Origin of the sequence: Cloacibacterium sp. TD35, from assembly GCF_028864635.1 — a bacterium.
Taxonomy (GTDB): Bacteria; Bacteroidota; Bacteroidia; order Flavobacteriales; family Weeksellaceae; genus Cloacibacterium.
In genome coordinates this window covers 175,927-191,135 of record NZ_CP104850.1, presented here as the reverse complement: position 1 = coordinate 191,135, position 15,209 = coordinate 175,927, and the positions used below count along the sequence as shown (strand labels likewise).

The following is a 15,209-nucleotide window of genomic DNA, read 5'->3' as shown; positions in this document are numbered from 1 at the left end:
AAGTAAAAAGATTGATAATTGAAATTTCAGTTATCATTTTTTTTGCAATTTTCATAACTAAAATCATTACAACATGATTTATTTAAACGGACAAAAAACACAGGAAATAGTACTTCAGAATAATGCATTTTTAAATGGAGATGCTGTAAAGGTTTATTTTTTTGTAAAGAATCATCAGTTAATCATGGCAGAAGAATGCTACTTTTTTTTGATGGCTTCTATGCGAAAAATGAGAATGAATATTCCGCTTTCTTTTACTCTTGAATTTTTCACAGAAACCTTTAATAAAGCTATTTCTGAGAATGATTTCGCTAAAGGTGTTATTGCTTTTATGGCTTTTAGAAATAGAGAAGATGTACTTTCTTCTAAAACCCCTGTGCAATTTTATTATGAGTTGGATAATGGTGTAAATGTACTGTCTATCCATAAAAATATTGAAATAGATTTGCTTAAAGAAATTTCAGTAAATACGAATATTTTGAGTAACATCAGAACGCATTCACCAGAAAATATTTATGCCGAAATCTACGCTGTAGAAAATGATTTAGATGATGTAATATTGCTAAATCCAGATAAAAGAGTAGCGAGAACTATCTCTGGAAATCTCTTGTTGCTTGAAGAAAATACGATTAAAATTCCTAAACAATCAGAAGGTGCTTATATTTCGCCATTAATGGAAAATTTTGTAACATTTCTTCATAAAAATGATTTTGTGATGATAGAAGAAGCAGAATTAAGTGCTTTCGAAACACAAAAAGCAGAAGAAATTCTGGTTATTTCTGAAGAGAAAGGAATTTTTTCGGTTTCTAAAATTAGAAATAAAGAAATTGGCAACGAAAGATTTTCTGCAATGGTAGAATCTTGGGGAAATAGTTTCGCTTAAAATTGACGAACTCGGCAATCAACCTTTTTTAGAGTCAATGACCGAGTTCTTTATATTGAGAGTTTATATAAAAACTCTATTTAAGCGATAATTATTTCTAAACGAAATCCTAAACTTTTGTTAAAAATAAGATTGGGTTAATTCAAACTCACATCTTCGGGAGAATTGGCCCAGAGCAAGTAATCTCCGCCTAGATTTTGCATAATTTTTTTCCAGAGCGTTTGGTCATTTGGTGAGGTGTAATCTAGTTGGAAAGAATCTACCACTGTCCACATTTTATTTTTAATTTCTTGATCTAACTGATAAGGGCTCCATCCAGAATATCCAGTAAAAATTTTTACATCATTTTTATTGAGGTCATTATTTACCATGGCTGTCACCACTTCTTCTTGCTGTTCGGTAATATAAAACTCTTCATCAATCGATAAGTATTCAGAAGTGATGGGTTTTCCTTTTACCATAAAAAACACTCGATTATTCTCTACAGGGCCGCCTTCATAGACATCTATCTCATGCCCTAATAAATGGTGCATGTTTTCGCTCAATAAGTAATTTTTTTTATTCAAGATAAATCCGAAAGCGCCATGAGCATCATGCTCTATAATTAAAACTACAGAGCGAGAAAATATATCGCCTGAAATATCAGGTGTAGAAATTAAAATTTTACCTTTGTAAGAATTATTCATTACTCAAATTTAAAAAAAATTTTGATGGAAAATCTTCATGATAAGAGAAAAGTATACGATAAGTCACAATTATTAGAAAGCGAAATTAAGGAAAATCCAATCGAAATGTTTAGAGATTGGTTTCTAGATGCAGAAGAGAGTCCTTCTGTCTCTGAAGCTAATGCGATGGCGATTTCCACAGTAGAAGATGATGGTTGTCCCAGAACCAGAATGGTTTTGCTAAAGGCTTATACATGGGAGGGTTTTATTTTTTACACCAATTATGATAGCAAAAAAGGGAAGGCTCTTCAAAAAAATAATAAGGCTTGCCTTCACTTTTTTTGGCCAGGTTTAGAAAGACAGATTGTAATAAAAGCGGATTTAGAAAAAGTGGCTGAGAATTTAAGTGATGGCTACTTCAGCTCAAGGCCAAGAGGGAGTCAATTAGGCGCAGCGGTTTCTCCGCAGAGTTCTGTAATTCCCAACCGAGAATATTTAGAGGATAAATTAGCAGCATTAGAAAAAGAATACGAAGGAAAAGAAATTCCAAGGCCTAAAAACTGGGGTGGATTCATCGCAAAGCCTTATCAGATAGAATTTTGGCAAGGAAGACCAAACCGTTTACATGACAGGATTATCTATGAACTTGATGAAAATTACGACTGGAAAATTTCTAGATTAGCTCCATAAGAAAAGCCTCACCAATTGGTGAGGCTTAATTTTTTAGAATAATTTAAATTATTTCTTTTTAGCACCAGAAACAGCAGCAGCTAAATCAGCACCAGCTTTGAATTTTGCAACTTTTTTAGCAGCAATTTTGATTGGTTTTTTAGTTGCAGGGTTAATACCTTGTCTTGCAGCTCTTTCAGCTACTGAGAAAGTACCAAAACCAACTAAAGCAACTTTACCATCTTTTTTCTTAAGAGTAGCAGTTACGTTAGCAACGAAAGATTCAAGAGCAGCTTTAGCAGCAACTTTAGTAATACCGGCATCTTTTGCCATTGCGTCGATTAATTCAGACTTGTTCATAGTTATAAATATTAATTGTTAATTTGTTACGTTAGACAAATATATAACAATTTTCATATTGTGCAAATTTTTTTCACAATTTTAATGATAATTATAGATTTTCATATAATTTAACGAGAAAATGATAATCTTTATCTATCACAAAAAATAGGCTTTTTCAAGCATTTAAATTCTTTTTATATGCTTTGAATAAAGTGTTTTTTAAATAAGTGTTTAAAGAATTCTTGAATTATGAATTTGTTAATTTGATATTTTTTTTAATCTTTTTTGCTATTAAATCTAATGTTTAAGTTTTATGACTGCTAAAATGTCTAATTTTAAAGGGAAAGATGCTGAATATTATATTTGTTTAAATGTCAGATAATTCTTTACTAATCAATTAATTTATTTAAATTTGCGCCATGTTAATAGAAGTTTTTAAATCAAAAATTCATCGTGTTACGGTTACTGCTTCTGACCTTAATTACATCGGGAGTATTACAGTAGATGAAGACCTTATTGATGCCGCCGGTTTAGTGGTAGGAGAGAGAGTTTACATCGTAAATGTAAATAATGGCGAACGTTTTGATACTTATGTTATAAAAGGTAAAAGAAAATCTGGTGAAATTTGTCTCAACGGACCTGCCGCTAGAAAAGTACAAAAAGGAGATGTAATCATCATTATTTCTTACGCACAGATGTCTGTAGAGGAAGCACAAAACTTCCAGCCTAAAATTATTTTCCCAGACGAAAAAACCAATCTTCTTACTTAATCGCTATTCTTTTGGAAAATCAAAAAAAATCATCGTCTCTTAAAACAGTTTCTACGATACTGGTATCTATTGCTTTTGCTGCCATTTTTATGTGGTTTGCATTAAAAGGACTAGATTTTACAAATATTAAAACCTCTTTAGCCAAAGCCAATTATTTTTGGGTTTTTGCTGCTATGATTTTTGGGTTATTAGCCTATTGGTTTAGAGCTATTCGTTGGAATTTACTTTTAGAACCTATGGGTTACCAGATTTCTAATTCTAATTCATTGTGGACGATTTCTTTCGGGTATCTCATGAATCTTACTATTCCTAGAAGTGGTGAATTAGCACGTTCTACTGCCTTATATGGTGTAGAAAAAGTACCGGTAGATAAATCTTTCGGAACCATCATTTTAGAAAGGGTAGTCGATTTATTTTGCATGTTAGGTTTTTTGGTTCTCACAGTAGTTTTTAAAGAAGATGCTATTATTACTTTTTACCAAAAATCAGGGATTAAAATAAATCCCACTTATATTATAGGTGGAATTGCAGTATTGGTAGTAGGAACTTTTATTTTCTTTAAATTCAAAGACAAATTTACACATCTTCCTCTCATTGGAAAAGTGATAGAATTTGTAGAAGGAGTTTTCCATGGGTTAACTACTATTTTTAAACTCAAGCAAAAAGGAAAATTTATTATATTATCTATCGCGATTTGGGTTGCTTATTATTTGGCGGCATATTTAGTTTGTTTCGCATTGCCAGAGACTTCAGATTTTACATTTGCAGACGGATTTTTCTTAATTGTAGTAGGAACATTAGGAATGATGGTTCCAGCTTCTGGCGGGATTGGAGCGTTTCACTTAGCGATGAAGCTTGGGATATCAGCTCTATTTCTTTCTATGGGAAAAGATGCTAAAGTAGGAAGTGAAGTAGGATTAAGCTATGCTTTTATATCTCATACCATGCAATTGGTAATTATGCTAGTGATGGGGCTAATTTCTATCCCTATGTTAGCAAAAGCTAGAAATGAAGCGATAAAATCAAAAGAAATATCACAATAAATATTATAGAAGAACTTTTTTATTGGTCGAATTCTAAAGAATTAATTTTTTTTGAAAGATTATTGGTTCAATTTAGATAGAGTTTTTTGTAAAATAGGTCAATTTGGCAGTTAAAAGTTTTATTTTCTCTAAAGGCAAGAAAATTGACACCAATACAATAAAAAAAGAGAGATTCTCTAAAATCAAAAATATTATGACAATAGACAACAAACACGTAGTTGCATTAAACTACATTCTTCACACAGATGGAGAAAATAACGAAAAAGTTCTTGTAGAAAAATCAGATGCGGGAAATCCGCTTACATTTTTATATGGAGTGGGAATGATGATTCCAAAATTTGAAGAAAGCATCAAAGGATTAACTTCTGGCGATAAAGCTTCTTTCACTATTTTGCCAGCAGAAGGTTACGGCGAAAGAAATCCTCAAGCAGTAGCACAATTGCCTTTGGATATGTTCAATGAGTCAGGAATGCCACCAGTAGGTGCAATTCTTCCACTTTCAGATAACCAAGGAAATAATTTTCAAGCAGTGGTGGTAGAAGTTACTTCAGAAGCTGTAGTAGCAGATCTTAATCACCCAATGGCTGGAAAAACTTTATACTTCGATGTAGAAATCGTAGATCATAGAGAGGCTACTGAAGAAGAACTAGCACATGGACATGCGCACGGAATTGATGGTAACTCTGGTCACTAATTTCTAATCTATTTTTGAAATTATACTTTAAAATAAATTTTTAAAATAAAAAATCCCGAAATTTTCGGGATTTTATTTTATAACATGGAACAGACATCTAAAGATCCTTTACATGGAAAAAGATTAGACGCCATTCTGGAAGAATTGGTAGACTATTATAATGGTTTCGATGAACTGGGGAAGCAAATTAATATCCGTTGTTTTAACGAAAATCCGAGCATTAACTCTTCGCTTAAATTCTTACGAAAAACAGATTGGGCAAGGAAAAAAGTAGAAAGCCTTTATCTTTATGTATTAAGACAAAAGAAGAAAAAAGGTTTACTTTAATCTAAAAATTTTCCCGAAACATAATACCATTTTTTATCTACCTTTTTAAAAGTAGATAACTCATGATGAATGTTTTCTTTCCCAAATTTATCTGTGAAATAGGCTTTAAATTCTACTTCTTTTTCGCTGGAATTGATGATTTCCAGTTTTGTCCAAGTGTTTTCTTTTCCCCAAGCTTCCAATTCACTTTTGTCATGGAATTTTCTTTTGCTGGGCAATGTGGTTTGCCATAAATATTCTCCATTCGGAATGGCAAATGCAGCATAACGAGAACGCATCAGTTCTTCCGCAGTTTTGGGAAACTCTTTTTTAGAATGAAACAGTTCGCAACATTCTTGGTATAATTTTCCTGAACAACAAGGGCAATTCATCATCAAAAATTCATTTTCAATTAACCAAAAGCTCTCTTCAGCAAACTTTCCACTTTAGGCTCGCTTCCTCTGAAATTTTTATACAATTCCATTGGGTCTTTTGTTCCACCGCTAGAAAGTAAAATTTTGTATTTTTCTGCAATTTCTGGATTGAAAATTCCATTTTCTTTGAAATATTGAAAAGCATCTGCATCTAAAACTTCTGCCCACTTGTAAGAATAATATCCAGCCGAATATCCTCCTTGGAAAATATGTGAAAAACTGGTGCTAATAGCTGTTTCTGCCAGAGTAGGGTAAATCTGAGTCGCTTTGATGGTTTCAGTTTCAAAAGTTTTTACATCTTCTACTTTTACGTTTTCGGCGTGATAAGACATGTCCAAAATTCCGAAACTGAGTTGTCTTAAGGTTTGATAACCTTCCATAAAGTTTTTAGAATCTTCTATTTTCTGAATTTTTTCATCTGGTAAAACTTCACCCGTTTGATAATGTTTCGCAAATGTTTTTAAGAATTCTGGTTCGTAACAGTAATTTTCTAAAAATTGTGAAGGCAATTCTACGAAGTCCCATTTTACAGAAGTTCCTGAAAGATTAGGATACTGAGTGTTTGCCAAAACACCATGTAAAGCATGCCCAAATTCATGAAAAAGTGTGGTTACTTCATTGAAGGTCAATAAACTTGGTGTTTCTGAGGTAGGTTTCGTGAAATTGCAAACTACAGAAATATGCGGTCTGTGATTTTCACCATTTTTGATGTATTGATTTTTAAAACTCGTCATCCATGCTCCCGCTCTTTTTCCCTTTCTTGGATGATAATCGGCATATAGCAAAGCTTTGAATTGAGTTGATGATTCTTGGTTCTCAAAAATCTCATATGTTTTCACATCAGTGTGATATTTCTGAATATCAGTAGTTTCTACAAATTCTAACCCGAAAAGTTTTCCTGCTAACCCGAAAACCGCTTCTTGTACTTTGTCTAACTGGAAATAAGGTTTCAATTCTTCATCATTGAAATCAAATTTTTGTTTTCTGAGTTTTTCGGCATAATAAGAGTGGTCATAACTTTGCATTTCTGTAATTCCATCAGCTTTTGCTAAAACGGAAAGCTCTTCCACATCTTTTTGGGCAAAAGGTTTTGCTTTAGTCAATAATTCATTCAAAAATTCTAACACTTTCTGTGGAGATTTTGCCATCCTTTCTTCTAAAACATAATCTGCAAAAGACCTGTAGCCTAACAATTGCGCTTTTTCTTGACGAAGTTGTACCAATTCTTTGATGAGGTTTTGGTTGTCAAATTCACCACCATCAAAAGATTTTTTTCCGTTTGCAATCGCCAATTCTTTTCTCAACTCACGATTTTCTGCATAGGTAAGAATGGGTAATAAACTCGGGAACTGTAGCGTAATCACATAGCCTTCAAGATTTCTTTCTTTTGCTTCTTCTTCATATTGCGCAAGAATAGCCTCTGGAATTCCTGCTAAATCTTCTTTGTTGGTCAAGTGTTTATAATATTGATTGGTCGCTGCCAAAACGTTTTGTCCGAATTGTAAAGATTTTTTAGAAAGCTCAATATTAATATTTTTGAGTTGTTCTTTTTTCTCGTCATTTAGCAATGCGCCGTTTCTTACAAAACCTTTGTAGGTTTCTTCTAGAAGCATTTTTTGCTCTTCGTTAAGTGTATAATGTTCTTTTTCGTCGTAAACTTTTTTAATTCTAGAAAAAAGTTGTTCGTTTTGCGAAATTTTAGAAGCAAATTCAGTCAATAAAGGCGATACTTCTTGAGCGATTTGTTGAATTTCGTCATTAGTTTCTGCAGAATTAAGGTTAAAGAAAATATTAGAAACCACATCTAATTGTTCGCCAGAATAAGCCAATGCTTCGATGGTGTTTTCGAAAGTAGGCGTTTTAGGATTCTGAGAGATTTCTTGTATTTCTTGCAAAGATTTGTTTATCAGTTCTTTGAAAGCGGGTAAATAATGTTCTTCTTTTATTTCTGTAAAAGGAGCTGATTGGTATTTTGTATTGAAGGATTGTAAAAGTGGATTTGTCATCTTTTTTCAAAATTTTGGACTGTAAATTTAGTTAAATTAAAAATATTTATCTTTAAGGAATCACAAAATAAACATTATAACACTATGAAAAAGTTTTTAAAAATCCTTTTGGCTATTTTAGCTGTTTTGGTAATAGCCATGTTTGTTATTGGCGAAAAATACCATTATGAAAAATCGATTGTCATTAATGCCCCTGCAGAAAAAGTGTATTCACATCTCAATTCTATGAAAGCATTTAATGAATGGAATCCTTGGATGAAATTAGATCCGCAGTTACAATCTACTTACTCTGGAGTTTCTGGACAGGTTGGTGATAAACATTGCTGGAAAAGTGATAAAAAAGATGTAGGAAATGGCTGCCAAGAAATTACGGCACTCGTCCTGAATCAGAAACAAAGTACTAAAATGGCTTTTGAAGGTCAAGGTGAAGCCACTTCTGATATTGTATTAACTCAAGAAGGAAATGCTACAAAAGTTGTTTGGACGCTAGATGCAGAAATGGAATATCCTTCTAACCTCATGAAACCATTGATGGATTACTGGATGGGTAAATCGTATGAAGAAGGGCTCCAAAATTTGAAAAAGCTTTCAGAAAAACCTTAATTTAAAATTTTAGAAATATTAAAAACGGGAAATTTCCCGTTTTTTTATTTTTCGGTATTTCAAAAGAGAATTTTATCTTCGCTGAATATTTTAATGAAGATGCTGGTCAAAGATTATGATAAAACTGCACTGAGAAATTTTGTGAAAGACACGATTTCTGGGAAGATAAAAACGCTGGAGTTTTATCTTAATTTTACTTTGGAAGCAACTAGGGAAGTCAAAAAAACATCTAAGTATGATTCGATAAGGGAAGAAATGCAAGAAGAAATTTATCACTTAGATAAACAAATGTTTGCGCTTAAAACCATGCAAAAGAAAATGAATCAGGTACTTCATCATTCTTCTGATAGAGTAAAACTCGGTTCGCTGGTCATTACCAATAAAGCCAGATTTTATCTTTCGGTTTCTCTCGGCGAGTTTTTTTATGAAGGTGATCGGTTTTATGCAATTTCAGAAGAAAGTCCGATGGCTAAAATCATGTTAGGCAAAACCGAAGGCGAAGAATTTGTTCTCAATAGAATTCACCAAAAAATTGAAAAAATTATTTAAAAAATACATGAACAATTCAGAAATTTTAAAACAAATCATAGAAAGCAGAAAAAGTACGTATCCCAAAGATTATACTGGCGAAGAAATTTCTCAGGAAATTTTAGATGAAATTTTAAGTTCTGCACAGTTTGCTCCAAATCACAAGAAAACAAAGCCTTGGAGATTCTGTGTTTTCAGAGGAGAAGAAAAACAGCAACTGGCAAAAGAAATTCAGAAAATTTACAAAGCAACTACACCAGAACACTTGTTTTTAGAGAAAAAATATCTTGATTTTGCCGATAAAATAGCGAAAACAGACACCGTTGTTACCATTTCTGTAAATTTCAGTGGTTTGCTTCCAGAGTGGGAAGAAATTGCAGCTACAGCGATGGCGGTTCAGAATATGTATCTAACCTGTACAGTAAATAAAATAGGCTGTTATTGGAGTTCTCATACAGTAATAAATCATCTTGGCGGGTTTTTAAATTTAGAAGAAAATCAGCGTTGTCTCGGACTTTTTTATTTAGGGAAAATTTAAGTTCCATCTTCTAGTAACAAACGCCTATCAAAATTTTTTTGAAACAAAATATTTTACTATCTTTGCACACTTAAAAATATTAACAGGGACGAGTTCCCATAAATTCACAACAATATGTCAGTAAAAATTAGATTACAAAGACACGGTAAAAAAGGAAAACCTTTTTTCCACATCGTAGTAGCAGACGCTAGAGCAAGAAGAGATGGTAGATTCATCGAAAAATTAGGGATTTATAACCCAATTACTAACCCTGCAACAATTGAACTAGATGTAGATTCAGCTGTTAAATGGTTAAACAATGGTGCTCAACCAACTGATACTGCTAGAGCTATCCTTTCTTACAAAGGTGCTTTATACAAAAAACACTTACAAGGTGGTGTAGCAAAAGGTGCTTTCGACGAAGCTGAAGCTGAAAAAAGATTCAACGCTTGGTTAGAAGCTAAAGAAGCTGCTGTAAATGCTAAAAAAGACGGTTTAGCTCAATCTAAAGAAGCTGCTAGAAAAGCTGCTCTAGAAGCTGAAGCTAAAGTAAACGAAGCTAGAATTGCTGCTGCTGCTCAAGCAGAAGCAGATGCTAAAGCTGCTGAAGAAGCTGCAAACGCAGAACCTGTAGCTGAAGAAACTACTGAAGAAACTCCAGCTGCTGAAGCTGAAGGAACTGAAGCAGAAGCATAACAATTTTAGAAATAAAATGTACTAAAGACGCAATTTATTGCGTCTTTATTCTTTTAAAACAAAGTATATTTGCATCATAAAACCAAATAAAATTCTTTTTGGTTTTTAAAATTTAAAATATCAACCCATGAAAAAAGAAGATTGCTATTTTTTAGGAAAAATTACCAGAAAACACGGTCTAAAGGGAAATGTAATCATAAAATTAGATACTGACCAACCAGAATTATACAATAAACTGGAAGGGATTTTTGTGGAAGTTAACGGACTTCTCGTGCCTTTTTTTGTGGAAAAGCAACAATGGGGAAATGATAACTCTAAAATCATTACTTTCAAGAATTCTTCGGAACAGTTGGTAGAACAGTCTATTGGTAAAAATGTTTTTTTACCGCTCTCTACATTGCCTAAACTTTCAGGGAATCAGTTTTATTATCACGAAGTCATTGGGTATGAAATCAGAGAAGAAGATGGAAAATCTTGCGGAAACATTGTAGAAATAAACGACCAAACCGCACAACATTACTTTATCTTAAAATTAGCGGATAAAGAAATCATCATTCCGATTATTAAAGACTGGATTCTAGAAGTCAATCGTGAAGAGAAATTTATTAAAATGCAATTGCCAGAAGGTTTGATGGATGTTTTCTTAACGCCAGCCAAGAATGACGAACAATAAAATTATTCTTTTCGAAAACTAATTTTTAAAACCGTAAAAATCTCCGCGTTACATCAAAAATTACGCCAAAATTTCTTATTTTTGCTGAATAATTATGAAGTCATGAGTAAGAAGACCATTAAAGAAATTTTAGGAGATTATAAAAAACTTTTACATCACGATATTACCATTCAAGGTTGGGTGAGAGCATTCCGTTCTAACCGTTTCATCGCATTGAATGACGGTTCTACAATTAACAATATTCAGATTGTAGTAGATTTCGAAAATTTCGACGAAAATATCATTAAAAATATTAAAACTGCTTCTTCGCTTAAAATTACTGGTGAGGTAGTAGAAAGTGAAGGAAAAGGTCAAGATATTGAAATTATTGCCAAAAAAATTACCATTTTAGGAGATAACTTCTCTGAAGAGATGGAAAAAACTGTTCTTCAACCGAAAAAACACTCTTTGGAAGTTCTTCGCGAGCAGGCACATCTTAGATTCAGAACTAATCTTTTCGGAGCGGTTTTCAGAGTGAGAAGTGCGGTAAGTTTTGCGATTCACCAGTTCTTTAACCAAAATCATTTCTTCTACATGAACACGCCAATCATTACAGGTGCTGATGCAGAAGGTGCTGGTGAAATGTTTGGAGTGACGAATTTTGATTTAAACCAAATTCCAAGAGATGAAAATGGCGACATTGATTTTGCACAAGATTTCTTTGGCAAAAAAACCAATTTGACGGTTTCTGGTCAGCTAGAAGCAGAAACAGCAGCGATGGGATTAGGTAGAGTATATACTTTCGGGCCGACTTTCCGTGCTGAGAATTCTAATACCACAAGACACTTGGCAGAATTCTGGATGGTAGAACCAGAAGTGGCTTTCAATAACTTGGAAGACAACATAGATTTGGCAGAAAATTTCTTGAAATATGTAATTGGTTATGTTCTGGAAAATTGCAAAGACGATTTGAAGTTTTTAGACCAAAGATTTGCTGAAGAACAAAAACAAAAACCTGAAAAAGAAAGAGCAAAAGAAGGTTTGATAGAAAAACTAGAAAACGTAATTAAAAAACGTTTTATGAGAGTTTCTTATACAGAAGCCATCGAGATTTTGCTCAATTCTAAAGAAAATAAAAAAGGAAAATTCCAGTTCCCAATTGAAGAATGGGGAGCAGATTTACAATCAGAACACGAGCGTTACTTGGTAGAAAAACACTTTGAGTCTCCAGTCGTTTTATTTGATTATCCTAAAGAAATCAAAGCATTTTACATGAGATTAAACGAAGATGGAAAAACCGTAGCTGCAATGGACGTACTTTTCCCAGGAATCGGAGAAATCATTGGTGGTTCACAAAGAGAGGAGAGATTAGATGTTTTGAAAACCAAAATGCAAGAAATGCACGTAGACGAGCATGAATTATGGTGGTATTTAGATACCAGAAAATTCGGTTCTGTTCCGCATGCTGGTTTCGGTTTAGGTCTAGAAAGATTAATTCTTTTTGTAACAGGTATGACTAATATTAGAGACGTGATTCCTTTCCCTAGAACTCCGAAAAACGCTGAATTCTAAATAGAATTTCATAAGATTTTGAAATAAAGATGTAACAAAAACGGAAATCAAAAAACTTTTTTTTGGCTTTCTAAATAATAAACAATGCTCAAACAAAACCTACAAATAAAATTAGGACAAAAATTAGCTCCTCAGCAAATTCAGTTGATGAAGTTGATACAGCTTCACACGCTAGAATTTCAGGAAGAGCTAGAGCGTGAGTTAGAAGAAAATCCTGCCTTAGAAAAAGTAACAGAAGATGAAGATGAAGATTTTTCGAGTCTAGATTCTGATTACGAGAGTGAAGGTAGTGAAAGCATAGATACTGATTTTGATGTAGATGAATATCTGTATGATGATGAGCCATCTTATAAAACCGCTTCTAGCAATTATTCTGCAGATGACGAAGATTTTGATAACGAAAGTTTATTAACAGAGGGACAGTCTTTGTATGATTATTTGATGGAGCAAATTCACTTGTCTAGTATAGACGATGAAGACCTGAAAATTGCAGAATACATTATCGGAAATCTAGATAATGACGGTTATCTGAGACGCGAAATCAAGTCTCTTGTAGATGATTTGGCTTTTTCGCAAGGGATTTATACCACTCAAGAAAAAGTAAAGGAAATTCTAGAAAATTATGTGCAAAAGCTTGATCCGGCTGGAGTAGGAGCGAGAGATTTACAAGAATGTCTTTTACTGCAAATTGAGAAAAAAGTAAGCAGAGATCAATCGGTGATTTTAGCGGGTAATATTTTAAGGCATCAGTTTGATGCATTAACCAATAAGCATTACGGCAAAATCATCAATAAATATGATATAGAAGAGGAGGATTTAAAAGATGCTCTGGAAGTGATTTCTAAATTGTCTCCAAAAGTAGGTGGGAATTTTGATACGCAAACCATCACCATTAATCAAGAAATTATTCCAGATTTTGTGATTCAAATAAAAGATGGACAGGTTTTACCGCTTCTGAACAGTAGAAATGCGCCTACACTTAGAGTTTCTGAGGAGTACAAAGAAATTTTAAGCACTTATTCTCACGATAAAAACTCTGCGGAACATAAACAAGCCGCACTTTTCATCAAACAAAAGTTAGATGCTGCAAAATGGTATATTGACGCCATTAATCAGAGACAAAATACGCTGATGCAAACCATTTCTGCGATTGTAAAATTACAGAAAGAATATTTCTTAACCGGAGATGAAAAAAACATCAAGCCGATGATTCTGAAAGATGTAGCAGATATAACAGGATTTGATATTTCTACGATTTCTAGAGTGGTGAAAAGCAAATACGCAGACACGCCAAGTGGAATTATTTTGCTTAAAAACTTATTCTCAGATTCATTGACTAATGATGATGGCGAAGAAGTTTCGACTAAGGAAATTAAAAATCACTTGCAAGAAGTCATCAGTCACGAAGATAAAAGAAAACCACTTACAGACGATGCTTTGGTAGATGTTTTGAAGGAAAAAGGATACAATATTGCCAGAAGAACCATCGCGAAATACAGAGAACAACTCAATATTCCAGTCGCGAGATTGAGAAAAGAATTATAAAAATAAAACCTTCAGCATTTACTGAAGGTTTTTTTTATTGCTTTATTGTTCTTGTTCTATTTTTTGCAATTGTTCTAGATTTCTGCTCAGTCTGCTCATAATAATTCCGTAGACGATTCTGTAGTACAGCCAAATCAGGAGAACGCCTAAACTAATACTAATAACAATTCCAGTGATAAATCCTATCAAAGTGGATTGATTTAAATGAATGTTTTGAGCTTGAAGCACATTCATAATGAAATAAGTAATAATACCCGAAAAAACTATCAATAAACCAATATTGGTGAAGATAAATAAATTAACGGTTCTTTTGAACTTGATAATCTGAAGAATAAAATTTTTCAAATTGCATTCTACCTTAATTTTCAGGTAATTTCTGTAAAAAAGAAAAACAAAAATCGCTGTAATCAGTAAACTGAAAACTTTTAAGGCAAAATAAAGATGCTCAAAATTCATTTCTACATTATCATTCATTTCTACACCTAATTTTTCTAAAATATTAGTAAAACTATTGCTTCTTTGAGTAGAAAAAATCGTACAAATCCCAACGATTGCAAAAAATAAAAATTCTGCCAAACTAATCCAGAAAATATATTTCACATAGTTGGTAGATTTTTTATTGAGCATTCCTTCTATTTCAGACGTGTTATACACATCAGAAACGGGTTGTTCCTGCCAGGATTTTTTAAATTGGTCTATATTGAAATCTTCATTAAGCATGTTGAGTCATCAATTCTTTAAGTGTTTTTTTGAGTCTGTTCATTTTTACACGGGCATTTACCTCTGTAATCCCTAGGTTTTCTGCAATATCACGGTAAGGTAAATCGTCTAAATACATCATCACAATCGCACGTTCTACTTTTGGGAGCATTTTAATCACCTTGTAGAGCAGGGTAATCTGTTGTTGTTTTTCGTCATCATCTTCCACATAATCCCGATGGTGAAAATCCATCAACTCATCGGTTTGAGGAGATTTAGTTTTCTTTCGGAAAAGCGTAATTGCCGTATTGAGCGCCACTCTGTACATCCAAGTAGAAATTTTGGATTGTCCTTTGAATGAGTCGTAACTGCGCCAAAGTTGTAACACAATTTCTTGAAAAAGATCCTGTTCATCTTCCAGAGAATTGGTATATAATCTGGAGACTTTTATGATAAGCCCCTGATTTTCCTTTACCAACTTAGAAAATTCTTTTTGTTTAGAATCCAATTTTTCAGAAATTAAAAAACGAAGATAAGAAAATGCGCTAATTAATGGATGTCAAAACGTAATTTTTTTCTTGGGCG

The 15,209-nt window shown here is 33.1% G+C and carries 19 protein-coding genes; 13 read left to right on the top strand and 6 right to left on the bottom strand.

What is annotated here, in order from left to right; all coding sequences use genetic code 11:
- Window positions 1-76: 76 nt before the first annotated feature.
- Entirely contained in the window at window positions 77-883 is an 807-nt protein-coding gene (locus tag N7277_RS00810; protein ID WP_446715130.1) for an aminotransferase class IV, read from the top strand.
- 137 nt (window positions 884-1,020) lie between these two features.
- Here the strand turns inward: N7277_RS00810 and N7277_RS00805 are convergent, their stop codons facing one another.
- On the bottom strand, window positions 1,021-1,569 hold the full coding sequence (locus N7277_RS00805) for a YqgE/AlgH family protein (protein ID WP_274779893.1): 549 nt from the start codon (window positions 1,567-1,569) through the stop codon (window positions 1,021-1,023).
- Between the two features lie 24 nt (window positions 1,570-1,593).
- On the opposite strand from N7277_RS00805, the gene pdxH reads away from it, so the two are divergent.
- Complete coding sequence (gene pdxH, locus N7277_RS00800) at window positions 1,594-2,238, top strand: pyridoxamine 5'-phosphate oxidase (protein ID WP_274779892.1); 645 nt, start codon at window positions 1,594-1,596, stop codon at window positions 2,236-2,238.
- Between the two features lie 48 nt (window positions 2,239-2,286).
- Here pdxH and N7277_RS00795 read toward each other — a convergent pair whose 3' ends face one another.
- Window positions 2,287-2,577 carry an HU family DNA-binding protein gene (locus N7277_RS00795; RefSeq protein ID WP_069798629.1) on the bottom strand — a complete coding sequence of 97 codons (291 nt, stop codon included), beginning with the start codon at window positions 2,575-2,577 and terminating at the stop codon, window positions 2,287-2,289.
- Window positions 2,578-2,978: 401 nt separating this feature from the next.
- Here N7277_RS00795 and panD point away from each other — a divergent pair, with 401 nt between their 5' ends.
- The 4 genes from panD to N7277_RS00775 all read left to right on the top strand — a co-directional run bounded on the left by panD (window position 2,979) and on the right by N7277_RS00775 (window position 5,393).
- Entirely contained in the window at window positions 2,979-3,329 is a 351-nt protein-coding gene (gene panD / locus N7277_RS00790) for an aspartate 1-decarboxylase (protein WP_069798631.1), read from the top strand.
- 89 nt (window positions 3,330-3,418) lie between these two features.
- Window positions 3,419-4,372, top strand: a complete 954-nt coding sequence (locus tag N7277_RS00785; RefSeq protein WP_446715129.1) for a lysylphosphatidylglycerol synthase transmembrane domain-containing protein — start codon at window positions 3,419-3,421, stop codon at window positions 4,370-4,372.
- A gap of 193 nt (window positions 4,373-4,565) precedes the next feature.
- Complete coding sequence (locus N7277_RS00780) at window positions 4,566-5,066, top strand: FKBP-type peptidyl-prolyl cis-trans isomerase (RefSeq protein ID WP_274779890.1); 501 nt, start codon at window positions 4,566-4,568, stop codon at window positions 5,064-5,066.
- An 84-nt stretch (window positions 5,067-5,150) separates the two neighbouring features.
- Window positions 5,151-5,393 (top strand): VF530 family protein, encoded by a 243-nt coding sequence (locus N7277_RS00775; RefSeq protein ID WP_274779889.1) that lies wholly within the window; start codon window positions 5,151-5,153, stop codon window positions 5,391-5,393.
- Here the strand turns inward: N7277_RS00775 and N7277_RS00770 are convergent.
- Both N7277_RS00770 and N7277_RS00765 read right to left on the bottom strand, forming a co-directional pair.
- Window positions 5,390-5,767, bottom strand: coding sequence for a YchJ family protein (locus tag N7277_RS00770; RefSeq protein ID WP_274779888.1), 378 nt, complete (start codon window positions 5,765-5,767; stop codon window positions 5,390-5,392). The genes N7277_RS00775 and N7277_RS00770 overlap by 4 nt on opposite strands.
- 17 nt (window positions 5,768-5,784) lie before the next feature.
- Entirely contained in the window at window positions 5,785-7,812 is a 2,028-nt protein-coding gene (locus tag N7277_RS00765; protein ID WP_274779887.1) for a M3 family metallopeptidase, read from the bottom strand.
- Window positions 7,813-7,896: 84 nt separating this feature from the next.
- Between N7277_RS00765 and N7277_RS00760 the strand changes: the two genes are divergently transcribed.
- The 7 genes from N7277_RS00760 to rpoN all read left to right on the top strand — a co-directional run bounded on the left by N7277_RS00760 (window position 7,897) and on the right by rpoN (window position 13,925).
- Complete coding sequence (locus N7277_RS00760) at window positions 7,897-8,415, top strand: SRPBCC family protein (protein ID WP_274779886.1); 519 nt, start codon at window positions 7,897-7,899, stop codon at window positions 8,413-8,415.
- Window positions 8,416-8,508: 93 nt separating this feature from the next.
- On the top strand, window positions 8,509-8,964 hold the full coding sequence (locus N7277_RS00755; RefSeq protein ID WP_213190639.1) for a hypothetical protein: 456 nt from the start codon (window positions 8,509-8,511) through the stop codon (window positions 8,962-8,964).
- A gap of 7 nt (window positions 8,965-8,971) precedes the next feature.
- Window positions 8,972-9,481, top strand: a complete 510-nt coding sequence (locus N7277_RS00750) for a nitroreductase family protein (protein WP_274779885.1) — start codon at window positions 8,972-8,974, stop codon at window positions 9,479-9,481.
- Between the two features lie 114 nt (window positions 9,482-9,595).
- Window positions 9,596-10,156: a 30S ribosomal protein S16 gene (locus N7277_RS00745; RefSeq protein ID WP_274779884.1), complete on the top strand. Its 561-nt coding sequence runs from the start codon at window positions 9,596-9,598 to the stop codon at window positions 10,154-10,156.
- Between the two features lie 127 nt (window positions 10,157-10,283).
- Complete coding sequence (rimM, locus tag N7277_RS00740; RefSeq protein WP_274779883.1) at window positions 10,284-10,829, top strand: ribosome maturation factor RimM; 546 nt, start codon at window positions 10,284-10,286, stop codon at window positions 10,827-10,829.
- Window positions 10,830-10,931: 102 nt separating this feature from the next.
- Window positions 10,932-12,380: an asparagine--tRNA ligase gene (gene asnS / locus N7277_RS00735; RefSeq protein WP_274780778.1), complete on the top strand. Its 1,449-nt coding sequence runs from the start codon at window positions 10,932-10,934 to the stop codon at window positions 12,378-12,380.
- Window positions 12,381-12,464: 84 nt separating this feature from the next.
- Window positions 12,465-13,925, top strand: a complete 1,461-nt coding sequence (gene rpoN, locus N7277_RS00730) for an RNA polymerase factor sigma-54 (RefSeq protein WP_274779882.1) — start codon at window positions 12,465-12,467, stop codon at window positions 13,923-13,925.
- Window positions 13,926-13,967: 42 nt separating this feature from the next.
- On the opposite strand, the gene N7277_RS00725 is transcribed toward rpoN, so the two are convergent.
- Window positions 13,968-14,645: a beta-carotene 15,15'-monooxygenase gene (locus N7277_RS00725; RefSeq protein ID WP_274779881.1), complete on the bottom strand. Its 678-nt coding sequence runs from the start codon at window positions 14,643-14,645 to the stop codon at window positions 13,968-13,970.
- A complete protein-coding gene (locus N7277_RS00720) occupies window positions 14,638-15,132 on the bottom strand; it encodes an RNA polymerase sigma factor (RefSeq protein ID WP_104794334.1) in 495 nt (164 codons plus the stop codon). The genes N7277_RS00725 and N7277_RS00720 overlap by 8 nt, the downstream gene beginning before the upstream one ends.
- Window positions 15,133-15,209: the final 77 nt, after the last annotated feature.